Source organism: Caulobacter soli, assembly GCF_011045195.1.
Lineage (GTDB): Bacteria > Pseudomonadota > Alphaproteobacteria > Caulobacterales > Caulobacteraceae > Caulobacter > Caulobacter soli.
Map to the genome: position 1 here is coordinate 2,381,743 of NZ_CP049199.1, position 25,013 is coordinate 2,406,755.

The following is a 25,013-nucleotide window of genomic DNA, read 5'->3' on the forward strand; positions in this document are numbered from 1 at the left end:
GCGTATTCCTTCCTGCGCGCTGGGGTGGTGCGGAAACGACGGTCATCGAAAGCCCCTGATACGCGGTCGTTAGGGGAAGATGGATGGATAGCGTCAGACGGTACAGGGCGTTTATCAGCTATAGCCACCTCGATCGCAAACTCGCCGAATGGGTACACCGCGCGCTGGAGACCTACAGGGCGCCGCGGGGCCTGGTTGCACGGACGGGAGGCGCGCCGGTCGGGCGCGAGCTGAAGCCGATCTTCCGCGATCGCGACGAGTTGGCCGCCGCCTCGGACCTGGGCGAAGTGATCCGCGACGCCCTGGATCGCTCCGATGCGATGATCGTCCTGTGCTCTCCCGCGTCGGCGCGGTCTCGGTGGGTCGATCAGGAGCTCGCCCACTTCCTGAAGAGCCACGACAACCCTCGGATCATCTGCGTGATCGCCGGGTCGACGCCGGCCGATCTGTCCCTGGTCGAGATCCTGCCGCCGGCCCTGCGCGCGGCCCTGCCGGCGGGGGGCGAGCCGCTGGCCGTCGATCTGCGGCGCGGCGCCGACGGTCGCCGGCTGGCGCGGTTGAAGATGGCCGCGGGCCTGATGGATGTCAGCCTCGACCAACTGGTGCAGCGCGACGCCCGGCGGCGATTGCGGCTGATGGGGGCGTTCACGGCGGCCGCCGTGATCGTCGCGGTGGGCATGGGGGCGATGACGGTCGCCACCCTCCGCTCGCGGCAGATCGCCCGCGCCGAGCGCGACGAGTCCGAAGGCCTGGTCGCCTACATGCTGGGCGATCTGCGCAAGCAGCTGGAGCCGGTCGGCCGCCTGGACGTGCTGGACGGGGTGAGCGGCAAGGTGCTGGCGCACTACGCCAAGGCGCGGCCCGACGAGCTGGACGACAAGGCCCTGGCCCAGCGCGCCAAGGCCTTGACCCTGCTGGGCATGATCCGCGACCAGCGCGGCGACCTGGCCGGGGCGCGCGACGCGTTCAGCCAGGCGGCGTTCACGACTCGCGAACTGGCCGCCCGCGCGCCGCGCGACGGCGACCGGATCTTCGACGAGGCGCAGAACGTCTACTGGCTGGCCTATGTGGAATGGCGCCAGGGGAACGCCGTCGAGGCCGAGCGGGGTTTCAAGCAATACGGCGAACTGGCCCAGAGGCTGGTCGCGCTGGATCCGAACAACGGCGACTGGCGTCTCGAGGTGGCCTACGCCAAGAGCAATCTGGGCACCCTGCTGTTCGAGCAGGGCCGGCCGGCCGACGCCCTGACGGCGTTCAACGATGCGCTGCGGGTGTTCGAGGCCGAGCGCGTTCGCGCGCCCGCCGACGAGGGCCGGATCGTCGACGCCGTCGACGCCCATGCCTGGGTCGCCGACACCCTGGTGAAACTGGGCCGTTCGCGCGAGGCCTATCGGGAGCGCGCGGCGGCGACGACTCTGCTCGCCGACGCCTCGGCCAAGGCCCCCGACGACAAGCCCCTGGCCGCCAAGAGCCTGGCCGCCCAGCTGGCCCTGGCGCGGCTGGAGCTCGACCTCGGCCGGATGGAGGAAGGGCGGACCAGGGCGGCCAGGGCGCTGTCGGGCCTGCGAACCCTGGCGGCCCTCGATCCCACCAACGCCCAATGGCTGAAAGCCCTGCTGGTCGCCCAGATCGACGCGGCCGACTTCGCCTGCTGGTCGGGGTATCTGGCTCAGGCGCGCGCACAGCATGGCGAGGCCGAACGCACCCTGGCGCGGTTGCGGACCGCCGGGGAGGGCGTCCAGGCCTGGAGCGCCAGCCTGGACGGGCGGCTGGCGCAGCAGCAGATCGTTCTGCAGCGCGTTGGCGGCGACATCGAAGGCGGCCGCGCCCCGGCCGCCCAACTGCTGGATCGCCTGCGCCGGGCGCCGGCTTCACAAGGCGAGGAGGCCGATCGCGCGGTGCTCTCCGGGTTCGGCCATTGGGTGGCGGGCGACAATCAAGCCGCGGTCGCGGTGCTGTCGGCGCAGACGGGCGGTCTCACGCCGCAGGGCAAGGATATCCTGGCGCGAGCCTATCTTGGCCTGGGCCAGAACGACCGCGCCGAGGCGATCGTACAGTCACTGAAAATTCAAGGTTACGCCCACCCCGGCTTCCTTGCATTTTGGCGCAACTCACCTCTAGCTGGCATCCTCAGATCGGGGAGCGATTCAGTATGACCGAACCTACGCCCACCAAAGTTGTCCCACTCGTCATCGGCATCACCGACGGCTACAACTTCATGAACGTCGCCGATCCGGACAATCCCACGCGGTTGTCGCTGGACCTCAGCGAGCGCTGCGTCATCGTCTTCCGACTGAGCGACACGCTCGTGGCCAACGGTTGGACCTTCCAGAGCCTGCCGTTCGAAGTGCGCAACGACTACGGCATCAACTTCTCCAGCTATTTCTGGGTGCCCAACGTCGTCGGCGACGAGATCTATCCGTACACGCAGTTCAAGGTCATCTACGAGTGCGCTCGGATGGGCATCTACGACTACAGCCTGTTCATGACCGACAGCCACGGCCAGAGCATTGATCTCGATCCGAAGATCGAGAACGGCACGGGCCGTATTCCGTAGGTCGTCTGATCGAACCGACCACCTTCCAGATGAGCGATGTCGCGGCGCTGATCCAGCGCGGTGAAATCCTGGCGGCCTACGACATCGCTCACGCCGCGCTGGAGACCGGACAGACCTCGCTGGAGATCGCCAACACGGCGGTGCTCTGCCTGGCGCGGGCCAACGCCATCGACTTCGCCCGTTCGGAATATGTCCGGTTGGGACTGGACAAGGTGCGGGACGATCCCGCCTCCATCGCCTTGGGCGCGCGGCTGCTCAAGGACGTGGCCCTGGCGGCGGTCGGCGCGCGACGCGCGGCGTTCGCGCGGGCTTCGACCCGACGCTACGGCGAACTGTTCGCGCATTTCGGCGGCCTGTATGGCGCCGTGAACGCCGCGACCATGACCTTGGTGGCGGGCGACCCCGAGGGCGCGCGAACCTTGGCCTCGCGCGTGCTCGACCTGTCCCAGCCCATCGGCCCGAGCGGGATCGAGGCCTATTACGACGCGGCCAGCCGCGCCGAGGCCCATCTCCTGACCGGCGACGTCGCGGCGGCCCAGGCGATGATGGCGCGAGGCCTGGCGCAGGCTCCAGACAGCTTCACGGCCCACGCCTCGACCCTGCGCCAACTGGCGATCATCTGCCGTGAGACCGGCCGCGACGAGGCCTGGCTCGCGCCGTTCCGGCCGCCCGTCTGCGCGCACTTCACGGGCCACATCCTCGACGCGGTGGGCGAAGGGACCTCCGGAGCGTTCGAGGGCTTGCGGGGCGAGATCGACCGACGCCTGCGCGACCATCGCGTCGGTTTCGCCTACGGCGGGTTGGCGGCGGGAGCCGACATCGTCTTCGCCGAGGCCGTGCTCGAGGCCGGGGCCGAGCTGCACGTGGTGCTGCCGGTGAACCGCGAATCGTTCATCGCCACCTCGGTCGCGCCGTTCGGGGAGGGCTGGCTTCCACGCTTCGAGCGCTGCTTCGGCCGGGCGGCCTCGGTGCGCTACGCCTCGCAGGACCCGTATCTGGGCGACGACCAGGTCTTCGCCTATGCCAGTCAGTTCGCCATGGGCTGCGCCGTGCTGCGCGCCCAGACCCTGTCGACCGAGGCGATCCAGCTGGCGATCTGGGACGGGCGGCCGCCGGCGGGACCGGCGGGGGTGGCCGTCGACCTGGCCTATTGGTCGGCGGGCGGGCGAGCCTCGTCGGTGATCGATTGCGTTCGCCCGCCGCTGCCCGTCAACCTGTCGCCGGGAAAAGACGGCGACCCGTCGCGGGGCGGCCGGGCGATGAAGGCGATGTTGTTCGCGGACGTGAAGGGGTTCGGCGCGTTGCGCGACGACCAGATCCCAGGCTTCTTCGAGATCGTGATGGGACAGATGGCCAGGGTGGTCGAGGCCCTGGACGCGCCGCCGCGCCACCTGGAAACCTGGGGCGACGGGCTGTTCCTGGTGTTCGACGCGCCGGTCGACGCCGCCGTCGCCGCTCTGCGGCTACTGGAAGCCCATCGCCGACTGAACTTGAAGGAACAGGGACTGCCAGGCGGCCTGGGGCTGAGGATCGGCGGACACTACGGACCTGTCCACCTGCGGACAAACCCCCTGACTCGCGCGCCGGCCGTGGTGGGCGCCCACGTCGTGGTGGCCGCCCGGATCGAGCCGGATGTCGCGCCCGGTTCGGCCTATGTCAGCGAGGCCCTGGCCGGCGCATTGGCCACCTTCCACGGGGACCGCTTCCGCTGCGGCTATGTCGGCCGCACGCACGGTCGCAAGGGCTTTCCGGCGACCCCGATCTTCAACCTGGCTCGAGCCTGAGCCCGGCCTAGGCGTCGCGACGAGGCCTTTCGGGCGGGGCCTTTCGCGCGGGATGTGCAGATCGTCACATCCCTGGGCGAGAACCTCCAGCACAGTTTCCACGCGGCCCGAGACGATCAGCGCTCACGCGGCCTGACCATCGTCGTCGAAATCGCCGGCCGGTGATCCGTGACGCGCAGTCTTGGGAAGCGCAGGCCATGAGCGAACTCCTCCTTTTTGCCCCGGCCTCCACGCATCGTCCGGCGCGGTCCCTGGTGACGGCGGCGGGCCATTCCCCCGGAGCGGAGGCCGCATCGTCCGCCAGCACCTTCGCCCTGTCCGGCGCGGCGTGGGCGAAGCTGGCCGCTCTCGTCCGGACCAGCCAGGCGCGCGCGGATGCGGCGCGCGCCCAGACGACGCCGACCCCCGGCAGGCGCTCCGTCGTCACGGCCGGCGGCAGCCTGGCCCAGGTCATGGAGGCCGCGCTCGCCGCCGTGGCGGCGCCTTGCGAGAGCGTGGAACTGCAGGACACATGGTGGGCCCTGATCGACGCCGCGCGCGACTGGGACGATCGCGTCAAGCCGAGCTTTCAGGCTATGGCGGGCGATATCATCAGCTTCGCCGACGTGACGGCGGCGCGGCACTACGGCCGGCTGGCCGAACTCCTGCGGCCCCTCCAGGGGCGCGCGCCGACCAAGGCGGAGGCCGACGCCTGCGTCACGGTTCTCGACCGATTGGTCCAGGCCGCCCAGGACCGCGCGCGGAGAGCGGTCAAGCTGAACAGCCAGATCGGTCCGTTCGCCGACGCGGCGCACAGGTTCGGCCAGGCGTTCGCCCGGCATGAGCGCAATCCGCCGATCCGGGTCATGCTGCCCGGGGTCCCGTTCCTGTGCCTGTCGTATGGCGACGACAATCTGGCCTGCGCCGGCGACATTCGCCGCCAGGACGAGCGGCATTGGTGGATTCTGGATTTCCAGCCCCAGAGCGGCGCCTACACCTTCACCAGCGCGACGAGCCCCGATCGCGTGCTGGTCGTCGACCAGAATCCGCAACTGATCACCCTGGCCAATTCCGCGCCCGTCTTCCTCATCAGCGAGGCCCCCAGGCCGCGTCTGGAAGCCCGCGCCGCCGTCACCAACCAGGCCGCCGCCCTGTTCTATGTGCCGCCTCACGACGGGCTATACATCCAGAATGTGAGCTATCCAGGCTTCACCCTCGACTGCGTCGGCAACGACTTCTGGGGCGAGGGGACGCCGGTCCTGTGCTTTCGCAAGGACGGCGGCGTCAACCAGCGCTGGGCGTTCGACCCGCCGCCGCGATCGCCGCGCGAGATCGCTTTCCATGACGTGGTGGCGCCGTCGGGCGCCTTGGCCGAGCAGATCGGCCGGATCCGGCCGTTGCAGGGCGATTGGGCGGCCATCGCCGATGACCTGCGGGCCGGCGTCGGCCGCGTGCTCGGTTGTCTCGAACGGGGCGAGCCCTTCACCCTCGGGCAGCGGATCGAAGAGGTTCTGGAGGCGTGGCGCCGGCTGGCCCTCGAGGCCGCGGCCGCGTCGAGCGCGATCGACCGCTGAGCGCTGGTCAGCCCTGGGACTCGTCCAACAGTCTCAGAAAGCCGCGCAGGGTCGGGGTGTCGTCGTCGCGCCGCCAGACCAGGCCGGTTTCCAGCACGGGGGCGGGGCCGTCGAGATCGAGATAGCTGACGCCCGCGCGCGCCAGGTTGCGCAGCGAGGCCGGAACCAGGGCCACGCCCAGGCCCGCGGAGACCAGGCTGATGATGGTTTGCATCTGGATCGCTTCCTGGACGATCCTGGGCCGCTGGCGGCGAGTGGTGAAATAGGCTGTCACCAAGTCGTGGAAGGCGGGCGCGACCTGGCGAGGGAACAGGATCAACGGCGCGTCGATCACCGTCTCGGCCGACAGGACGCCGTCGCCGACGGGCAGCCGGCCCTCGTCGATCCAGGTCGTCGGAACCGCCGCCACCAGCGGCTCGGACAGCAGGCGCCGATAGGCGAGAGGCTCGGGCAGGACCCGATCGTGCGGTGGTATGATGATGCCGGCATGGCCCTCGCCGGCGGCCAGGGCGGGGATCTGGACGTCGCTGGTGGTCTCGACCAAGCGGATCTCGACCTCGGGAAAGGCCTCGGCGTAGCGCCGGACCAGGCCGGGCAGGATGCTGTAGTCGGCGGTGCTGACGAAGGACAGCGACAGGTGACCGCTGAGACCGTCGCGCAGGCGGTGGGCGCCGTCCGGCAGGGCGTCCAGCGTCGCCAGCGCCTTGCGGACCTGGGGCAGCCACTGCTCGCCGAAGGACGTCAGCCAGACATTGCGCTTGGTGCGAATGAACAGCGGCGCGCCCAGGGTGCGCTCCAGCGCCATGATCGACTGGCTGAGCGGCGGCTGGGTCATGCGCAGGCGTTCGGCGGCGCGGCCGAAATGCAGCGTGTCGGCGACCGCGGCGAAGTGCCTGAGCTGTCGTGTGTCGATGGTCATTTGTTTTTCGACCTTATAGGCGTTGAATAATATATTTCACAACGCCGTGAAAGTCAGGCATCCGTCTCGCGACCAATCTGGAACCCTACCGATGCCTCCTTATCGCTCGCGAACCTCCACCCATGGCCGCAACATGGCCGGCGCCCGAGGCCTTTGGCGCGCCACGGGCATGAAGGACGAGGATTTCGGCAAGCCGATCATCGCCGTCGCCAACAGCTTCACCCAGTTCGTCCCAGGCCATGTGCACCTGAAGGACCTGGGGCAGCTGGTCGCCCGCGAGATCGAGGCCGCCGGCGGCGTGGCCAAGGAATTCAATACCATCGCCGTCGACGACGGCATCGCGATGGGCCACGGCGGCATGCTGTATTCGCTGCCCAGCCGCGACCTGATCGCCGACAGCGTCGAATACATGGTCAACGCCCACTGCGCCGACGCGATGGTGTGCATCTCCAACTGCGACAAGATCACGCCCGGCATGCTGATGGCCGCCATGCGGCTGAACATTCCGGTGGTCTTCGTCTCGGGCGGCCCGATGGAAGCCGGCAAGGTGGTGATCAAGGGCCAGATCCGCTCGCTGGACTTGGTCGACGCCATGGTCGTGGCCGCCGACGACAAATATACCGACGAGGAAGTCACCGCGATCGAGAAGGCGGCCTGTCCGACCTGCGGCTCGTGCTCGGGCATGTTCACGGCCAACTCGATGAACTGCCTGACGGAAGCCTTGGGCCTGTCGCTGCCGGGCAACGGCTCGGTGCTGGCCACCCACGCCGACCGCGAGGCCCTGTTCAAGGAAGCCGGCCGCCTGATCGTCGACCTGGCCCAGCGCTGGTACGAGCAGGAGGATCCCAAGGCCCTGCCGCGCGGCATCGCCACGCGCGCGGCGTTCGAGAACGCCATGAGCCTGGACATCGCCATGGGCGGCTCGACCAACACCGTGCTGCACCTGCTGGCCGCCGCCAGCGAGGGCGGCGTCGAGTTCTCGATGGGCGACATCGACCGGCTGTCGCGCCAGGTGCCGTGCCTCTGTAAGGTCGCGCCCGCGAAAGCCGACGTCCACATGGAGGACGTCCACCGGGCCGGTGGCGTCATGGCCATCCTGGGCGAGCTGGAGCGCGGCGGGCTGATCGACGCCAGCCAGCCGACCGTCCACGCCACGACCATGGCCGAGGGCCTGGCGCGCTGGGACATCGGCCGCACCAACAGCCAGACCGCCCGCGACCTGTTCAGCGCCGCGCCCGGCGGCAAGCCGACCCAGATCGCCTTCAGCCAGGCCGCGCGCTGGGAAGAGCTGGACACCGACCGCGAGAAGGGCGTGATCCGCTCGGTCGAGCATCCGTTCTCCAAGGACGGCGGCCTGGCCGTGCTGTTCGGCAATCTCGCGCCCGAGGGCTGCATCGTGAAGACGGCCGGGGTCGACGACTCCATCCTGACCTTCCGCGGCACGGCCCGGGTGTTCGAGAGCCAGGACGCGGCGGTCAGCGGCATCCTGGGCGGTCAGGTCGTGGCCGGCGAGGTCGTCGTCATCCGCTACGAGGGCCCCAAGGGCGGTCCGGGCATGCAGGAGATGCTGTACCCGACCACCTATCTGAAATCGAAGGGCCTGGGCGCGGCCTGCGCCCTGATCACCGACGGGCGCTTCTCGGGCGGCACCTCGGGCCTGTCGATCGGCCACGTTTCGCCGGAAGCGGGCGAGGGCGGTCTGATCGCCCTGGTCGAGACGGGCGATCCGATCCTGATCGACATCCCCAATCGCGGCATCACCCTGGACCTGCCCGACGCGGTGATCGAAGAGCGTCGTCAGGCCATGCTGGCCAAGGGCTCCAACGCCTGGAAGCCGGTTGGCCGCAAGCGCGAGGTGTCGCCGGCCCTGCGCGCCTACGCCGCCATGACCACCAACGCCGCGCGCGGCGCGGTGCGCGACGTCAGCCAGATCGAGTAGGCTTGCTCCCAAAGAAAAACGGCGTCGACCTGGAGGAAGGTCGACGCCGCGCTGAGGCGTATTTCGGGGAGAAGGAGCCGCCTCAGAAGTTGTAGCGCAGGCCCACGATGAACTGGCGGCCGCTGTGGGTGTAGACGTTCAGGCGGTTGCTATCGCCGACGTACTGGTCGTTGAACTCGTCGGTCAGGTTCACGCCCTCGACGCTGAGCTTGAGGTTCGGCCGGATGTTCCAGCTGGCCTGCATGTCGACGTTCAGGGTCTCGTTGGTGCCCTGGACGGTGTTGCCGTCGCTGCCCGGAACCTGGGTCAGGTAGCCGCCGCGATAGGCCAGCGAACCCCGCACGCTCCACTTGTCGGTCTCGTAGTAGAGCGTCGCGTTGGCGGCGTTCTTCGACAGACCGATCAGGTCGTCGATCACGACCGGCCCGCCCGTCGCCTGCGTGGTGGGGTATTCGATCTTGGACGAGACATAGGTGTAGTTGGCGATCACGCCGAAGTGGCTCATCCAGCCCGGCAGGAACGTGAAGGGCTGCTGGAGGTTCAGCTCGAAGCCCTTCAGATCGCCGCCCTTGGTGTTCAGCGGCTTGGAGACCTGGAACACCATGTCCGGCGTGGCGGTGGTCCCGACGAGCAGCGAGTCCGGCAGGCCCAGGGTATTGTACACCAGCTGTTGGGTCTGGGTGGCGACGAAGGTGTCGATCTTCTTGTAGAAGAAGCCCGCGGCGAACATCGTGCCCGACGACGGATACCATTCCAGCGAGACGTCGATGTTCTTGGACTGGGTCGGCTTCAGGAACGGGTTGCCCGAGCTGTAGGATCGGTTGGCGCCCTGCACCGCGACGTCGCCGCCGGGAGCCAGCGAACCGATGCCCGGACGCGCGACGGTCTTGGCGGCGCTGAAGCGGGCCACGACGGTGTCGCTGACGTCGGCCGCCAGGTTAAACGAGGGCAGGGTCAGGTCGTAGTCGCGCTTGACGTCGACACGCTGGATCGCGCCGGCGACGGCGGCGTAGCCGGCCGACTCCTGCTCGGTGTGGACGCGGCGCACGCCGGCGTCGCCCCGGAAGGGCAGGCCCAGCGCCTGGAAGCGGAACTCGGCCTGGACATAGGCGCCGGTGTCATCCTCCTCGACCGCGCCGTACTGGCCGCGAGCCGAGGTGTTGTTGGTGCCGGTCAGGGCGTAGATGCCGGTGTTGCTGTAGATGTTCAGCAGGGCGGCGTACTTGTCGATGTCGGGCACCAGCCAGGCGGTGGCGTTGCCGGCCGGCATCCCCAGGCCCTTGCCGAAGCCGCCATACACCTTGGACACCGAGGCCAGCTGGGCCGGGGTCAGGGTCTGGCTGACCGTCTCGCTGGTCCGATAGAGGCCGTAGCTGTCGTACTCGAACTTGCGCCAGTCGACGCCGGTCTTGATCTTCAGGTTCTGGTTGGCTTCCCACTCGCCGTAGATCTTGGCGGTGGAGAACTGGTTTTCGACGAAGGTCGGGCGGAGACGCACTTCCGATGTGCCGTTGATCGCCGACCAGTTGGCCGGATCAGTGGCGTCGAAGCCCAACAGGATCTGCGGCGCGCGACCCTTGCGGAAGTCGTAGGTGTAGTTCTGGCTATTGGCCCGGTCGAAGGTGACGATCGTCGAGACCGGCTGGGTGAAGGTCGAGTCCGCGTAGCCGGCCAGGGCGCCGACGACCAGGCGGTCGCCGAAGTTGTGATTGGCCGACAGGGTGAACTGCTTGAACTCGGTGTTCAGCTCGTCATAGGCCGACTGGGTGCGCAGATCGACATTGTCCATCCGGGCGTAGACCAGATCGTTGCCCTGGACGACGCCGTCGCGGATGATCGTCTGGGGCTTGCCGGTGCCGGCGCGCGACAGGCCGATGGCCTGCAGCTGGGCTTCCTTACGCTTGCCCGCCAGATAGGCGTACAGCGCGTCCAGCGTGATCTCGGTGTTCGCGTCCGGCTTGTATTGGATCGAACCGGCCAGGCCCAGGCGCTTGTTGTCGATGTCGTAGCTGACATAGGCCGGGATGCGTGGGACGAAGATGCCGGTGTTGGCGTCGGTGTTGTTGATCTGGGCGATCGTGTAACCGGGCACCGTCGAAGCCGCGTTGAAGCCGCCGTTGCTGCCGCCGACGGCCCAGCGAGTGATGTTGGCGCCTTCTTCCTTCAGGTGGCGCTCTTCGTAGGCGGCCGAGAGCAGGACGCCCAGCTTGCCGTCGAAGAAGGTGCGGCTGGCCAGGGCCGAGACGCGCGGCGTCGTCTTTTCGGACAGGTCGTTGTAGCTGCCGCCCGCCGACAGCACGAGCTGCGGCTTACCGCTGTCGAAGGCGCGCGAGGTGGTCAGGTCGACCGTCGCGCCCAACGAGCCTTCCTCGACGTCGGCCGAGGCGGTCTTGCGCACCGCGATGCTGTTGAAGAGATCCGAGGCGAAGACGTTGAAGTCAAAGCCGCGACCGCGATTGGTGCCGCCGCTGTTGGCGGTGCCGCCGGTGGTGGAGATGGCCTCCATGCCGTTGATGCGCACGCGGGTGTAGTCCGAACCCAGGCCGCGGACGGTGATCTGCCGGCCTTCGCCGTTGATCCGCGAGATCGAGACGCCGGGGATGCGTTGCAGCGACTCGGCCAGGTTCAGGTCGGGGAACTGGGCGATGTCCTCGGCCTTGATGGCGTCGACGACGCCCGAGGCGTTGCGCTTGATGTTGATGGCGCTGGCCAGGCTGGCGCGGAAGCCGGTGACGACCACGGCCTCGACGGCGTTGTCGGGCTCGACGGCCTGACCCGCGGGGGCCGGAGGCGTGGCGTCCTGGGCGTGGGCGACGCCCGAGGCGGCCACGGCCAAGGTGACAGCCAGGCTGGACGCGCCGTAGCGCAGAATGGTCCGCAAGCGTTGTGACGGTCGAAGCGACATAGTGTTCCCTCCCATGCCCGCGGTTGGCGGGTCGTTTTCTCTGGGGCCGATCTGGCGACCCCTTGCATCGTGGAAAAAGATTGAAGCCACGCCGTCCCGGGGGCCAATCCTAATCGGGCATCGACCAATGCCGGATCTGCACCGATCGTCGCCCAGCTCGGGTGAAAACGGCCAATTCCGCCGTGATCGCGCGGTTCGCCGGGGCTTTCTCGCCCCGCGAGCCGGTCGTGATCGCCGCTATCGATGTCAGGCTTGGATCACTCGATAGGCGATTTGACTTAGACCCCGGCGCTCGCCCTCTCTAGCCTCGTTTTCTCAGACCCCGGCATCGGGGCGCGCGACTCGGTCCACCGGGCGGCGACAAGAACAAGAATATTGGGAAGGGACGCGATGACCGCGCAGACCGCCGACGGCGCCGCCAAGAGGACACGCGTCCGCTGGCTGATCATCCTGCTGCTGTTCATCATCACCACCATCAATTACGCCGACCGCGCCACCTTCTCGATCGCCGGGCAGTCGGCGTCCAAGGAACTGGGCCTGGACCCGGTGGCCATGGGCTACATCCTGTCGGCCTTCGCCTGGGCCTATGTGATCGGCCAGGTGCCCGGCGGGGCGCTGCTGGACCGTTTCGGCTCCAAGACCATCTACACCTTGGCCCTGGTGATCTGGTCGATCTTCACCGCCATCCAGGGCTTGGCGGGCGTCTTCACGGGCCTGGCCGCGGCGGTCGCCCTGTTCGCCATGCGCTTCATGGTCGGCCTGGCCGAGGCGCCGTCGTTCCCCGCCAATTCGCGCATCGTCGCCGCCTGGTTCCCGGGATCCGAGCGCGGCACGGCCTCGGCGATCTTCAACGCCGCCCAGTACTTCGCCCTGGTCGCCTTCGCGCCGCTGATGGGCTGGCTGGCCCACGCCTTCGGCTGGCGCTCGGTCTTCTTCGTGATGGGCGCGGTGGGCGTCTTGGCGGCGATCATCTTCGTCAAGCTGGTCCATGCCCCGACCCATCACCCCGCGATCAACAAGGCCGAGTACGACTATATCGAAGCGGGCGGCGGCCTGGTGCGGATGGAGGACAAGGTCGCCAGCAACGGCGCGGCCTTCACCTGGCATAACGTCAAGCAGGTGCTGACCAGCCGCATGCTGATCGGCGTCTATCTGGGCCAGTATTGCATCAACGTGCTGACCTACTTCTTCGTCACCTGGTTCCCGATCTATCTGGTCAAGGAGCGTGGACTGTCGATCATGCATGCTGGCTTCACCGCCGCGGCGCCGGCCCTGTGCGGCTTCGTCGGCGGCCTGCTGGGCGGGATCATCTCCGATCGCCTACTCAAGAAGACCGGCTCGCTGGACATCGCCCGCAAGGCCCCGCTGCTGATCGGCATGCTGCTGGCCTCGATGATCATCGCCTGCAACTACGTCGACCAGGAGTGGCTGGTGATCACGATCATGGCCGTGGCCTTCTTCGGCAAGGGCGTGGCCTCGCTGGGCTGGGCGGTGGTGGCCGACACCTCGCCAAAGGAGATGGCCGGCGTGACCGGGGCGATCTTCAACACCTTCGGCAACATCGCCGGCATCGTGACCCCGATCGTCATCGGCTACATCGTCAAGGGCACCGGCTCGTTCGACGGGGCCCTGGTCTTCGTCGGCGTCCACTGCCTGATCACCATCGCCGCCTACTTCCTGGTCGTCGGCAAGATCCAGCGCCTGGTCCTGAAACCGGCGGCGTGAGTAGGAGCGTATCGATGACCAGCCGCCGCCGTTTCCTGCGCACCGCCTCGGCCCTGTTGCTGGCGAGCGTCGCCTCGCCCGTGCTGGCCGCCGCGCCCGCCGCTGTCGAGATCCGAACCCCGATGGCGCCGCCCGAATGGGCGCTGCTGGAGCGTGAGCTGCTCAAGGCCAATGCCGAGGCCTGCGAGGCCTTCTTCGCGCGCTATTTCGACGATCGCGGCTTCCTGCTGGCGGTCGAGCGCTGGGGCGCCAACGACGGCCCTGACGACGCCATTGAGAACGTCAACGACTGGCCCCACCTGCACGCCCTGGGCGGAAGCGAGCGGTTCCTGGAACTGTCCAAGAAGGCCTATGAGGGCAATGTGCGCCAGTACACCCTGGCCAGGACGGTCGAGGTGCCGTTCGCGCGCGAGGGCATGTACTACAAGGAATTCCCGGTCATGACCGACTGGCAGCACCTGTCCGAGGGGCTGTCGGTGTTCAACCTGCTGGGGCTGTCGGACCCGTACGACGCCCGCTACCGCGACCGGGTCAAGCGCTTCTCCGGCTTCTACATGAACGAGGATCCAGGCGCGCCGAACTACGATCCCGAGCACAGGATCATCCGCAGCATGATCACCGGCAGCCGGGGTCCCATGCTGCGCAAGGCCACGCCGCTGGACTGGGCCGGTGATCGCTTCGACCCGAAGGGCTTCTTCATGGAGCACGGCGAGAGCACGTACGAAGAGACGCTGCATCACTACGACGAATATACCGACGTCATCGGCGACGGGCCGCTGAACCTGCAGTCCACCAGCCTGGTGCTCAACGCCTATATGCTGGACCACGAGCCCAAGTACCGCGACTGGCTGCTGGGCTATGTCGACGCCTGGGTCGAGCGGGCTCGCGCCAACGGCGGCGTGTTGCCCAGCAATATCGGCCTGGACGGCAAGATCGGCGGCGCGACCGACGGCAAGTGGTGGGGCGGGGTTTATGGCTGGGGCTTCAGCCCGCTGGTGCCCCAGACCGGCAAGCGCGAGGACCGCAACCGCGTGCCGCGCGCCATCGTCGGCTTCATGAACGCCTATCTGCTGACCGGCGACGACAAGTATCTGGACGTCTGGCGCAAGCAGGCCGACGTGATCAACGCCCAGAAGAAGACGATCGACGGCAAGGTCTCGACCCCGCGCATGTACGGCGACAAGGGCTGGTACGGCTATGCGCCGGGCGACTACCGGGTGAACGGGCTGGAGATCTGGTACCTGTCGATGAAGGCCTCGGACCGGGCGCGGGCCGCCGAGCATCCGTGGCTGACCTATCTGGACGGCAAGGATCCGGCTTTCCCGGCCAAGATCCTGCGCAAGGACTTGGAGCAGGTGCGGGCCAAGGCCCAGGCCCAGCGCGACGACCACTCCACGCCCGACACTCGCCTGGCCGACGCGGCGCTGGACATCAATCCGGCCAGCGTCAACGCCCTGATCCATTTGATGCAGGGCGGCATCCATATCGCCCGGCCGCCATGGTCGCCGACCTCGCCGGCCCAGGGCGGGGCGCTGCTGTACGCCCGCCTGCGCTATTTCGATCCCGAACGCCGCCGGGCCGGCGTGCCCGAGGACGTCGCGGCCCTGGTCGAGACGCTGGGCGACGACGGCGCGACCGTGACCCTGGTCAACACCAATCCGGTCCAGGCGCGGACGGTGACCGTGCAGGGCGGCGGCTATGGCGAGCACCAGGTGCTGAGCGTGGCGACCGACGGTGGCGCGCCGGCGGCGGTGAACGCCTCGGCCTTCACCGTGCGGCTGGCGGCCGGGGCGGGGGCGCGGCTGACGCTGAAGATGAAGCGCCACGTCAACGCGCCGACGCTGAGCTTTCCGTGGGATCGGGCCTAGGGGGCGTCTATCCCCGGAGGATAGAGACTGAAGTTCAGCGATTTCAACGTCCTGAACTTTCTCGACTCCAGTCCATGCTCACTCCTTCAAACCGCCCTCATAATGCTTGCACCTGAAGGCATGGGGAGGGCGCACGTACGGCGACCGATGCGGCTTTCAGGGGTGGTCGAGCGGGAAGCGCTCGCCGGTGGTCCTTAGGTGGACGCCAGGGTTGGTTCGAGGCAGGCGCTCCGATGCAAGGGGCCGAAGCCTCGGCGCCTTGGTGGTCGGTGATCGCAGCAGGCCTGGGCTGAAATCGCCTAGGCGGTCCGGGACGCGCCAACGTCCTGCCCGTCGGGGGCCTCCATCGGAGCGGGTTAAAAATCCGCGATCCGAAGGCTTCTGGAGAACGGTTCCACGCGAAGCGCCTGCACTTCGTCGAAACGGTACTCAAAACTGCAAATCATCCGGGCGAGGCCCGGGCGCTTCGCACCCTTCCCACCAACTCATGGCCTTTGGCGTGAGATCACACCCACTTGCCCCCACCTGACGGCTTCGCCGCCTGTCCGCCCCCATAGGGGGCGGAGGAGGCCGCACCGCACCTCTTCCCCCTGTGGGGGAAGACGACCGCGAAGCGGTCCGTAGGGGGCAAGCAGGCGGTGCGGGGTCTGCTCAGGCCGCCAGCTGCGCCCTGGCCGCTCGCGCCTCGCGCAGCAGCCCCCAGGCCCGCAAGGCCATCTCGATGCGCGACACGGCCAGCAGGCCCACGCCCAGCACGATGAAGCCGTCGGTGATCAGCACCGCGTTGATGTGCCAGGCCGAGGCCTCGCTCTCCAGCAGGGCGCGCAGGGCGAAGCGGACGACGAACAGACCCAGCAGGAACAGGATCGCGGCCGGCGACGGCTTGGTGTTCAGCAGATGGGTTTCCGGATCGATGGCAATCGGGATCAGCTTGCCGCGCCACCAGCCGATGACCGAGCCGATCGCCAGCACCGCCGCCAGCCAGGCCCAGTCCAGGCCGCGCGGCGGAAACTGCACCAGGGCCGCGACCATGGCCGCCACCAGGACGACCGGCAGGATCCACATCAGCTCCAGCTTCAGCCGGCGCTCGCGGTTCAGGTTCCGAAAGCGCAGCGCGAACACCACGGCGACGACGGCGACCGTGATCGCCATCTGGATATTGGATTGGCTCATCGAACGCCCCGTCTACTGGCCGCGACGCCCGCGGCTGCCCCAAAGGCAAGGATTGGCCGCGTCAGGCCGCCTGTTCAAGCGCCTTGTCGATGGCCTGGGCTATGTTTTCCGGGCTTTCAGCCCCGACGACCGCCAGCTTGCCGCCGAAGATCGCGAACGGCACGCCGGTGATCCCGCCCTGGACCGCCATGGCGTGCTCACGGGCGATCGCCTCCTTGTCGGCGCCTTCCGACAGCAGGCGCAGGATCACCACCGGATCCATGCCCGCCGCCTCGCCGATGTCGGCCAGGACCATGGGATCGCCGATGTCGCGGCCTTGGGTGAAATAGGCGGCGAACAGCTCCTCGACCACGGCGTCCTGCTTGCCCGCGCCGTGCGCCCAGCGGATCAGGCGGTGGGCGGCGCTGGTGTTGGGCGCAAGGTCGATGGCGTCGAAATCGAACACGATGCCTTCTTCCGCGCCGGCCTCGACCAGGGCGGTGTGCACCGCCTTCAGCTTCAGGGCGTCCTTGAACTTGCCCGCCATATAGGCTTTGCGGTCGACGCCTTGCTCGGGAAGGGTCGGGTCCAGCTGATAGGGCCGCCAGACGATCAGGGGCTCGACGTCGGGCCGCAGCGCCACGGCCGACTTCACCCGCCGCCAGCCCAGATAGCACCAGGGACAGACGACGTCGGCGACGAGGTCGATAAGCAGGGGCTGGCCCATGGCGGTCTCCTAAATAAGCCCGCCGGAGGTAAGGCGCTGACGCCCTCGCGACAAGCCTTGCTAGGCGGAGTGGCGTTGCAGGGCCTGGGCCGCCGCCCGTTCCAGAGCATGGACGGCGCTCTCGCCGGCCTCGATCTGGGCCACGCCGATGTCGAACTCGCAGACGAACGGCGGGCGGTCGTCGCCGGCGTCGAACGCCGTGCAGCCGATCACCGCGGCGATACGCTCGGCGGCGGCGCGGCCGGCGGCGGCGTTGGTCGCGGGCAGGGCCAGGGCGAAGACCTCGGGCGCCAGGCGGGCGGCGGTGTCTTCCACCCGCACCAGGCGGCCGACCATCGAGCCGATCTGCGGAATGGCGCGGTCCAGCCAGCCGTTCTTGCGAGCCCAGACGGTGTCGGGCTTGTCGGCGACGCGCAGCACGCAGATCGACAACGGACGGGCCCGTTCGCGGGCCGCGCCGGCCAGTCGCACCAGGTGGGCGGCGAACAGGTCGCGGGTGAACAGGCCGGTGGCGGCGTCCATCAGGCCCGAGCTGCGGGCCTTCTCCAGCGCGCCGCGAATGGACTCGCCACGGCGATAGTTGCGGGCCAGTTCGATGACCCGCTTGGCGGTCTCGATCTCGGCGGTTTCCGGCGAGGCGACGTCGGACACGCCGCGATGGAAGGCCTCCGACATGGTCACATAGCTCTCGGCCTTCAGATACAGCAGGGCCGGGATGTGGAAGAGCCGGGTGTTGCGGCGCATGCCGGCCGCGATCGACAGGGCTTCCTGCTGGTTGTCGCCGGCCCACAGGACCACGGCGTCGAAGGCGCGCTCGTGCAGATAGTCGAAGGCCGTATAGGCGGTGAAGGCGCCGACCACGTCGGCTCCGCTGCGGGTCAGGGCGTTGGACAGGGCCAGGAACTGCGGCGCCGGCTCGCCGATCGCGAGGATGCGGAAGGGCTCGGCCTGGGGTTCGGGCAGGTCCAGGCGACGGCCGCGATCGCCGAAGGTGGCCAGGCGGAGCTCGAACTCCTCCTCGGCGATGGCCGTGCGGACCAGGCTCTCCAGGCGCAGCACGGCTTGGCTGGGGTGCAGCGGCGGCGACAGCGTCAGGTCGAAGGCCTGGTGATTGGCCTCGGTCCCCGGTTCGCCGATGGCGATCACTGGCAGACGGCGCGGGGTCACGGCGGCCTTCAGGCGGCGCGACAGCGAGTGGGCGTCGGGACCGGCGCTCTCCAGGTCGACGATCACGGCTTCGATATTGAGGTCGCCCAGGGCGGCGAGGGCGGCGTAGGGGCCACGCGCGGTGATGGTCCGCCAGCCGAGCTTGTCGAGCCCTTCGGACAGCGGCCCGGCGCGAGCATCGTCGCGCGCCACGATCAGGATTCGGGCGTTCACCGCCAACTCAAGCCTCCGCCCCGGATACCGGCATCGCTCGACGACGTGGCGTCGTCGAGATTCGACGCTGCAACATAGCAGAGGCCGGGCGGCCTCATAGGTGCGCATCGCCGCAGGCCTGTGAACAGACAAAACGCTCTTGCCTGACCGAGGGGCAGGGTCGTTCTAGTGGCTCCAGGAAAGCCGCGAGAGTCGGCGGGGAGAAACGTCATGGCCCAGGGACCGCTGTCTGGCCTGAAGGTGCTGGAGTTCGCCGGGATCGGCCCCGGGCCGTTCTGCGGCATGCTGCTGTCGGACCTCGGGGCCGACGTCGTGCGGATCGACCGCAAGGGCGCCAGCCGCAGTTCGCCAGCCGACGTCACGGCCCGGGGCCGCCGCTCGGTGGCGCTGGACCTGAAGTCGCCGGCCGCGGTCGAGACCTGCCTGACGCTGATGGAAGGGGCTGACGCCCTGATCGAGGGCTTCCGCCCTGGCGTCATGGAACGGCTGGGCCTGGGTCCCGACGTCGCCCTGATCCGCAATCCCGAGCTGGTCTACGGCCGAATGACCGGCTGGGGCCAGACCGGTCCCTTTGCCAAGGCCGCCGGCCACGACATGAACTACATCGCCATCACCGGCGCCCTGGCGGCGATCGGCACGGCGGACAAGCCCGTGCCGCCGCTGAACCTGGTCGGCGATTTCGGCGGCGGGGCGCTCTATCTGGCCTTTGGCCTGCTGGCGGGCGTGATCCATGCCCGGGCCACGGGCCAAGGCCAGGTGATCGACTGCGCCATGAGCGACGGCGCGGCCTCGCTGATGGCCATGTTCTACGGCTTCAAGGCCGGCGGACTGTGGGGCGAGGGGCGGCGGGCCAACATGCTCGACGGCGGGGCGCACTTCTACGACACCTACCGATGCTCCGACGGCAAATGGATTTCGATCGGTTCGATCGAGCCGCAGTTCTATCTGTTGCTGCTTGAAAAGACGGGGATCACCGACCCGCAGTTCCAGCACCAGATGAGCCGCGAGGACTGGCCGGAGCTGCACGACAAGCTGGCGGCGGTGATCGCCACCAAGACTCGCGACGACTGGTGCGCGCTGATGGACGGCACCGACGTCTGCTTCGCCCCGGTGCTGACCATGGACGAAGCGCCGGCTCATCCCCACAACGCCGCCCGCCAAACCTTCGTCGAGGTGGCAGGCGTCATCCAGCCGGCCCCGGCGCCGCGCTTCTCGGCCACGCCCGGCGCGATCCAGGGCCCGCCGCCGACGATCGGCGCCGACAACGAGGCCGCCCTGCGCGACTGGGGTTTTCCAGCCGAGGCGATCGCGGCGCTGAGGGAGCAGGGCGCGCTTTGAGCGACTTTCAGCTGACGACGCCATTCAGGTGCGGTTCAGCCGCGAGGCCTTAAACCTGATCTTGCAACCGGCCGTCGCGCCACCCGTCCCTCGATGCGGCGATCGGTTCAGGTTCGTCCTGCGGAGGCCCGCCGCTTTCCCTGAAGCGGCGGGTCTTTGTGTCTGAATCTGATGTTTTTTCGGCGGCGCGCTTGCGTCGAAGCGGCGCCGAGGCCAGTTTCCGCCCATGAAATCCCCCCAGGACCGTATTCGCTTTCGGGATCTCGATCTCGATCCGATCCATTGGGCGCGCGAGATTCTCCGTGTCATGGGCCTGGCCCTGCAGCGCCTGTGGGGCCGCGACGTGATGCTGTACGTCGGTGGCGTGTCGTTCTTCATCCTGCTGGCGGTGTTTCCCGGCCTGGCGATTCTGATCGGCCTGTTCAGCCTGTTGCTGACCCCCGAACAGGCCGCGTTCCAGGCCGACAAGCTGTCGTTCCTGATGCCCTCGGGCGCCCGGCCGATCTTCCAGAGCGAACTGGCCCGTCTGGCCCACGCGCCTGAGAAGGCCATTTCGGCCCAGAGCGCCGTGGTGCTGGTCATCGGTCTCTACGCCGCGCACCGGGGGTTCAAGGCCTTGCTGGCCGGTCTGTCCTTCATTCACGACGAGGAGGACCAGCGCGGCTTCCTCGGCTTCAACTTCATGGCCCTGGTGGTGCTGATCTCCGCCTTCGTTCTGCTGTTCGTGCTGTCGGGCGTGTTCCTGACCTTCCGCCTGCTGGCCAGCACGCTGAACCTGCGCCCCCTGGCCGGGGCCTCGTGGATCCAGAGCGAGTGGACCTGGGCCAGCCTGGGTCTGCTGTTCGGCATGACCCTGATCTATCGCTACGCCATGTCGCGCGCCCCGGTCGGCTGGCGCGCCTCGACCACCGGCGGCTTCGCCGCGGCGGTGATGTGCGTGTTCATGTCGTGGGCCAGCGCCTTCTATGTCGAGCAGGTGGCCCATCTGGGCGCGACCTACGGCTCGATCTCGGCGGTGATCATCTTCCTGATCTGGCTGTCCTGGAGCGTCAACGCCGTGTTCTTCGGCGGCGCCCTGGCCACCGAGATGGAGATCGCGCTGGACGAACGGCCCCGGGCCTTGCTCGAAGGCCCCAAGCCCATCCCGCTCAAGGCGCCTTCGCCACCAGAAAACTGATCGCGCCGTTCGGGGCGTCGACGATCTCCAGGACCGTGGCGCCGGCGCTGGCGGCGAAATGCGGCACGTCGATGCGGGCCAGCGGGTCGTCGGCCAGCAGCCGGACCAGGCCGCCGGGCGGAGCCTCTTCCAGCGCCCGACGCAGACGCAGGGTCGGGACGGGGCAGCGATGGCCCCGGGCATCCATCAGGCGTTCTTCAGACATCAAACACCTCCTCCGCCTGGGCCGCCGTCAGGATGCGATGCTCGCCCGCCTCCAGGTCGTCGGGCAGGGCGATCCCGCCGATCCGCTCGCGGTGCAGACCGACCACGTGGTTGCCCACGGCGGCGAACATCCGGCGCACCTGGTGATAGCGCCCCTCGGTGATCGTCAGCCGCGCCTCGCGCTCGCCCAACACCTCCAGGGTCGCCGGTAGCAGCGGCTTTTCCTCGCCCTCCAGCATCAGGGTCCCGCTGGCGAAGGCCGCGCCCTCGCTTCCAGACAGCGGCCGATCGAGCACGGCGCGATAGACCTTGGGCACGTGGCGCTTGGGCGAGATCACCCGGTGCAGGAAGTCGCCGTCGTCGGTGATCAGGATCAGGCCCGAAGTATCCTTGTCCAGCCGCCCGACGCTGGACAGGGCCGGGTCACGGATCTGCCAGCGCTTGGGCAACAGGTCGTAGATGCGCTCGCCATCCTCGCGGTGCGAACAGACCACGCCCAGCGGCTTGTTCATGATCAGCACCAGAGGCGCTGGCGGATCAACGGCAACGCCCCGGATCTTCATCCGCTGAGGCAGGTCGGCGGTGACGGCGATCTTCTGACCGGCGTCCTTGATGGCCACCCCGTCCAGCGTGACCTTGCCCGTCGAGACCAGGGCCTGAACGTCGCGCCGGCTGCCGTAGCCGAGATTGGCCAGCAGCCGATCCAGCCGCGCCATCAGCGCCTTTGTCACTTGCGGGCCTCATAGACCTTGAAGCCGCCGGCGTCGGCGACGGGGCGGACATTCTTGAAGGACTCGTTGAGCACCGCCTCGTAGGGCAGGTGGCGGTTGGCGACGATCCACAGCACGCCGCCCTTGCGCAGCATGGCGGCGGCCGAGGTGATGAAGGCCTGTCCCAGGCTCTTGTCCTCGTTTCCGGTCTCGTGGAACGGCGGGTTGGTGACCACGAAGTCCAGGCCGGCGGCCAGGTCGGCGCCGCGCCGAGCGTCGGCCTGCACGACCTCCACGCGGGGATCGTCGACGTTGCGCTTGGCGGCCTCGACGGCCCGGCGGTCCAGGTCGATCAGGGTCAGCTTGGTGACCTTGGGCGAGGTCAGGACGGCGTGAGCCAGCACGCCGATGCCGCAGCCCAGGTCGACGCCGACGCCGCTCATCGGTTGCAGGGATTTCAGCAACAGGGCCGAGCCGGGATCGAGGCGATCCCAGCTGAACACGCCCGGCTGGGTCCACAGACCGTCGCCATCCAGGCGGCGCGGCGCGCCTTCGGCGATGGCCGCGTCCAGGCCGGCGAGGTTGGCGGGCTTGAGCGCGACACAGATCCGCTGGTGGCGCTTGGCGCTTTCGCCGACGGCGCAGCCGAACGCGGTCAGCTCTTTGTTCATGCGCAGGCCGCCCCGATCCTTGGGGGCCAGCGCCGTCAGGCGGCCCTCGACCTTCAGCGCCCGCAGGGCCCGGGCCAGGACGTAGCGCCGCTCGGCGACGCCGGCCGGGGCTTGGATGACGATCTCGTCCAGAGACCCTTCGGCCAGGTCGGCCAGGTCGATCGAGCCGACGACCAGCGGCGAGACCTGGACCGCGCCGGCGGGAACGTCGACCACGTCGAAGGACGGAAAGCCATAGACGGCGGCGTGGACGGTGTCGGTCATCGGAAGATCTCGGAGGCGCTCGGAGCGTGGAGCGGTCTGAGTAGACTTTCGCGCGGCCATGGCAAGCCTCACGATCGTTCGGACGCCCACGACCCTACCAGGCTCAACCAGAACGCCGAAGACGCCGCCTCGGCAAAGGCTTAGCCGCGCTGGATCACGCGTTTGGCCAGGGCTCCGAAGCCCAGGCCGATCGTCGCCCACAGAAAGGCCTGCATGCCGAGCGACGCCACTCGGAAGTCCCACAGCACAGTGGCGGGGAAATCCTTGGGCACCTCGTTGATCGGCGGCAGGAACAGCTGGGCGACGGCGATCACGACGATATAGGCGGCGACCGCGACCAGTCCGGCGTTGAGCGTTCCCAACCGGGCGACAAGCCGGCGGCCGAGCCTCAAAGCCAGCACCGCCGCCAGGACGGACAGGCCGATCATCAGGAAGAAGGCCTGGGTGCGCAGGGCGACGGTCTCGTGCTGGCCGACGGCGGGCGGCGTCGCGGGATACTTCAGGGCAGGAACCAGGCCGATGACCAGGAAGGCCACGCCCGCCAGGACCAGGGCCAGGGCCCGGGGGCTGAGCCGCGCCAGCCGGCCGTAGGCGTAGGCGAACACCAGGGCGAAGATCCCGCCGACGGCCGCGCCATACAGAGTGACGGCGGTCAGCAGGCCAAGGCCCTTCTGGACGCCGCGGCTGACCAGTTCGGGTTCGGGGGCGTGGGCCATGCCGGGCATGGACGCCATCTCGGCCTGCTCGTGCGCCGCCTCATAGGCGATGGCCAGGTCGACCTGGGGTTCGGCGAAGACGCGGGCGAACAGGAAGACGAGCACGGCGGCGAGCACGCCGGCCAGCATGCCGCGCCAGAGAAGACGAGGAGTCATGATGCGTGCGATCCCCGCCTAGTGGCAGGGGAAGCCCATCAGGTGGCGGCCGTCATGCACGAACTCATGGACGTACATGCCCTTGAACAGCGACACCGCGCCCTGTTCGGTGCTGACGAAATAGAGGCAGATCATCGCGATCAGCACGCCGAACAAGGCCCAGGGGATGATGTCCTTGATCGGAATGGCGCCGGCCCCGTCAATCGGGATGAAGACGTCGTCCGAAATCGTATAGGCCGTGGCCATCCTGGAGCTCCTCTCGGGATTTTCGCGTCCCGGCGCTGATGTCGACCGAGGAAGGGTCTGACTCTCGACAGCGGAAAACCGCTCGTCGATAACAGTGGCGCGACCGTGCCGGGCTTTCACCGGCTTCCTTCCGAGGCTTGCCGTCGAGCTAGGTGGGATCGGCCCATGCCGTCAAGATTTATCGGAGTTCGCCGTGGCCACGCGTCTTGTCTTCCTGTGCCACGCGGCGACCCGATCGATGCGGGAAGGGGGCTTTCCCGATCCGGAGGAACCCGCCGACGTGGGCGGCCTGAGCAAGGCCGAGGGGTTGGCGCCGACGCCGCCGCCCGAGGCGGTCTTCGTCGCGCCGTCCCAGGTCGCCCGGGATACCGCCCAGGCGATGGGGCTGGCGGCGTCGGTCGCGCCGGCCCTGGCCGATATCGATCACGGCGCCTGGCGCGGCCGAAGCCTGGTCGACGTCCAGGCCGCCGAGCCCGAGGCGCTGATGGGCTGGATCCAGGATCCGGCCGCCGGGGCTCCGGGCGGGGAGGGTTTCGCCAGCGTCCAGGCCCGGGTTTCGGCCTGGATGGAGGCGCAAGCCGCCAGCGACCGACGCATCCTGGCGATTACCCACCAGACGGTGATGCGGGCGGCCCTGGCCCATGTGCTGGAGATTCCGCCTTCGGCCGCGTTCCGGATCGACATCGCGCCGCTGTCGCGGCTGACCCTGTCCTTCAACCGGCAATGGCGCTTCCAGGGCCTGGGCGGCGACGGCGCTTGACCACGAGAGGCGCGCGCCTTACGCCCGGTGCACGAAGGCATGGAGGCGCAAGCTTCCGGGAATGCGGTGCAGCGGTCTTGACCGCCCAATCCGCGGCTGCCCCCGCAACTGTGATCGCCTGACGATCATCGCGGCATGACGCCACTGGGAGGTTTCTCTTGGGAAGGCGCCGCGATGGAAGGGCGTAAGCCAGGAGACCGGCCTTCGAACGATACGATGCAGGCCGGGCGGGGTGCACTGGCGCGGCTGAGCTGTCCGCGCG

The 25,013-nt window shown here is 68.6% G+C and carries 20 protein-coding genes and 1 riboswitch; of the genes, 10 read left to right on the forward strand and 10 right to left on the reverse strand.

Annotation, left to right across the window (positions count from 1 at the left end):
- Window positions 1-83 precede the first annotated feature (83 nt).
- From G3M62_RS11220 to G3M62_RS11235, 4 genes are all read left to right on the forward strand, one after another.
- Window positions 84-2,156, forward strand: a complete 2,073-nt coding sequence (locus G3M62_RS11220; protein ID WP_165187036.1) for a toll/interleukin-1 receptor domain-containing protein — start codon at window positions 84-86, stop codon at window positions 2,154-2,156.
- Complete coding sequence (locus G3M62_RS11225; protein ID WP_165187038.1) at window positions 2,153-2,557, forward strand: hypothetical protein; 405 nt, start codon at window positions 2,153-2,155, stop codon at window positions 2,555-2,557. The genes G3M62_RS11220 and G3M62_RS11225 overlap by 4 nt, the downstream gene beginning before the upstream one ends.
- A gap of 29 nt (window positions 2,558-2,586) precedes the next feature.
- Window positions 2,587-4,341: a nucleotidyl cyclase domain-containing protein gene (locus tag G3M62_RS11230; RefSeq protein ID WP_165187040.1), complete on the forward strand. Its 1,755-nt coding sequence runs from the start codon at window positions 2,587-2,589 to the stop codon at window positions 4,339-4,341.
- Window positions 4,342-4,502: 161 nt separating this feature from the next.
- The gene (locus tag G3M62_RS11235; protein WP_165187042.1) at window positions 4,503-5,894 is read left to right on the forward strand and encodes a hypothetical protein; all 1,392 of its coding nucleotides are present in this window, start codon (window positions 4,503-4,505) and stop codon (window positions 5,892-5,894) included.
- Between the two features lie 7 nt (window positions 5,895-5,901).
- Here G3M62_RS11235 and G3M62_RS11240 read toward each other — a convergent pair whose 3' ends face one another.
- A complete protein-coding gene (locus G3M62_RS11240; RefSeq protein WP_281360095.1) occupies window positions 5,902-6,813 on the reverse strand; it encodes a LysR family transcriptional regulator in 912 nt (303 codons plus the stop codon).
- Window positions 6,814-6,904: 91 nt separating this feature from the next.
- Here G3M62_RS11240 and ilvD point away from each other — a divergent pair, with 91 nt between their 5' ends.
- Window positions 6,905-8,752: a dihydroxy-acid dehydratase gene (gene ilvD, locus G3M62_RS11245; RefSeq protein WP_165187043.1), complete on the forward strand. Its 1,848-nt coding sequence runs from the start codon at window positions 6,905-6,907 to the stop codon at window positions 8,750-8,752.
- An 82-nt stretch (window positions 8,753-8,834) separates the two neighbouring features.
- Here ilvD and G3M62_RS11250 read toward each other — a convergent pair whose 3' ends face one another.
- The gene (locus tag G3M62_RS11250) at window positions 8,835-11,657 is read right to left on the reverse strand and encodes a TonB-dependent receptor (protein ID WP_165187045.1); all 2,823 of its coding nucleotides are present in this window, start codon (window positions 11,655-11,657) and stop codon (window positions 8,835-8,837) included.
- Between the two features lie 390 nt (window positions 11,658-12,047).
- Between G3M62_RS11250 and G3M62_RS11255 the strand changes: the two genes are divergently transcribed.
- Both G3M62_RS11255 and G3M62_RS11260 read left to right on the forward strand, forming a co-directional pair.
- Window positions 12,048-13,382, forward strand: a complete 1,335-nt coding sequence (locus G3M62_RS11255; RefSeq protein ID WP_165187047.1) for an MFS transporter — start codon at window positions 12,048-12,050, stop codon at window positions 13,380-13,382.
- Window positions 13,383-13,396: 14 nt separating this feature from the next.
- Window positions 13,397-15,250, forward strand: coding sequence for a DUF8034 domain-containing protein (locus G3M62_RS11260; RefSeq protein ID WP_165187049.1), 1,854 nt, complete (start codon window positions 13,397-13,399; stop codon window positions 15,248-15,250).
- Window positions 15,251-15,901: 651 nt separating this feature from the next.
- Here G3M62_RS11260 and G3M62_RS11265 read toward each other — a convergent pair.
- The 3 genes from G3M62_RS11265 to G3M62_RS11275 all read right to left on the reverse strand — a co-directional run bounded on the left by G3M62_RS11265 (window position 15,902) and on the right by G3M62_RS11275 (window position 18,515).
- On the reverse strand, window positions 15,902-16,423 hold the full coding sequence (locus G3M62_RS11265) for a CcdC protein domain-containing protein (protein WP_165187051.1): 522 nt from the start codon (window positions 16,421-16,423) through the stop codon (window positions 15,902-15,904).
- Between the two features lie 61 nt (window positions 16,424-16,484).
- Window positions 16,485-17,129, reverse strand: coding sequence for a DsbA family oxidoreductase (locus tag G3M62_RS11270; RefSeq protein ID WP_165187052.1), 645 nt, complete (start codon window positions 17,127-17,129; stop codon window positions 16,485-16,487).
- Between the two features lie 60 nt (window positions 17,130-17,189).
- Window positions 17,190-18,515 (reverse strand): diguanylate cyclase domain-containing protein, encoded by a 1,326-nt coding sequence (locus tag G3M62_RS11275; protein WP_165187054.1) that lies wholly within the window; start codon window positions 18,513-18,515, stop codon window positions 17,190-17,192.
- Window positions 18,516-18,719: 204 nt separating this feature from the next.
- Here G3M62_RS11275 and G3M62_RS11280 point away from each other — a divergent pair, with 204 nt between their 5' ends.
- Entirely contained in the window at window positions 18,720-19,847 is a 1,128-nt protein-coding gene (locus G3M62_RS11280; protein ID WP_165187056.1) for a CaiB/BaiF CoA transferase family protein, read from the forward strand.
- Between the two features lie 226 nt (window positions 19,848-20,073).
- Window positions 20,074-21,024, forward strand: coding sequence for a YihY/virulence factor BrkB family protein (locus tag G3M62_RS11285; protein ID WP_165187058.1), 951 nt, complete (start codon window positions 20,074-20,076; stop codon window positions 21,022-21,024).
- Here the strand turns inward: G3M62_RS11285 and G3M62_RS11290 are convergent.
- From G3M62_RS11290 to G3M62_RS11310, 5 genes are all read right to left on the reverse strand, one after another.
- Window positions 20,996-21,229, reverse strand: coding sequence for a sulfurtransferase TusA family protein (locus tag G3M62_RS11290; protein ID WP_165187059.1), 234 nt, complete (start codon window positions 21,227-21,229; stop codon window positions 20,996-20,998). The genes G3M62_RS11285 and G3M62_RS11290 overlap by 29 nt on opposite strands.
- Window positions 21,222-21,959, reverse strand: coding sequence for a pseudouridine synthase (locus G3M62_RS11295; protein ID WP_165187061.1), 738 nt, complete (start codon window positions 21,957-21,959; stop codon window positions 21,222-21,224). Before G3M62_RS11295 ends, G3M62_RS11290 begins: the two co-directional genes overlap by 8 nt.
- Window positions 21,956-22,873, reverse strand: a complete 918-nt coding sequence (locus G3M62_RS11300; RefSeq protein ID WP_165187063.1) for a class I SAM-dependent methyltransferase — start codon at window positions 22,871-22,873, stop codon at window positions 21,956-21,958. The genes G3M62_RS11295 and G3M62_RS11300 overlap by 4 nt, the downstream gene beginning before the upstream one ends.
- 140 nt (window positions 22,874-23,013) lie before the next feature.
- Complete coding sequence (locus G3M62_RS11305; RefSeq protein WP_165187064.1) at window positions 23,014-23,745, reverse strand: CbtA family protein; 732 nt, start codon at window positions 23,743-23,745, stop codon at window positions 23,014-23,016.
- Between the two features lie 18 nt (window positions 23,746-23,763).
- Window positions 23,764-23,991 (reverse strand): CbtB domain-containing protein, encoded by a 228-nt coding sequence (locus G3M62_RS11310; protein WP_165187066.1) that lies wholly within the window; start codon window positions 23,989-23,991, stop codon window positions 23,764-23,766.
- Window positions 23,992-24,184: 193 nt separating this feature from the next.
- Here G3M62_RS11310 and G3M62_RS11315 point away from each other — a divergent pair, with 193 nt between their 5' ends.
- Window positions 24,185-24,751 (forward strand): histidine phosphatase family protein, encoded by a 567-nt coding sequence (locus tag G3M62_RS11315; RefSeq protein WP_165187067.1) that lies wholly within the window; start codon window positions 24,185-24,187, stop codon window positions 24,749-24,751.
- Between the two features lie 18 nt (window positions 24,752-24,769).
- Window positions 24,770-24,971, forward strand: a riboswitch (cobalamin riboswitch).
- Window positions 24,972-25,013 lie beyond the last annotated feature (42 nt).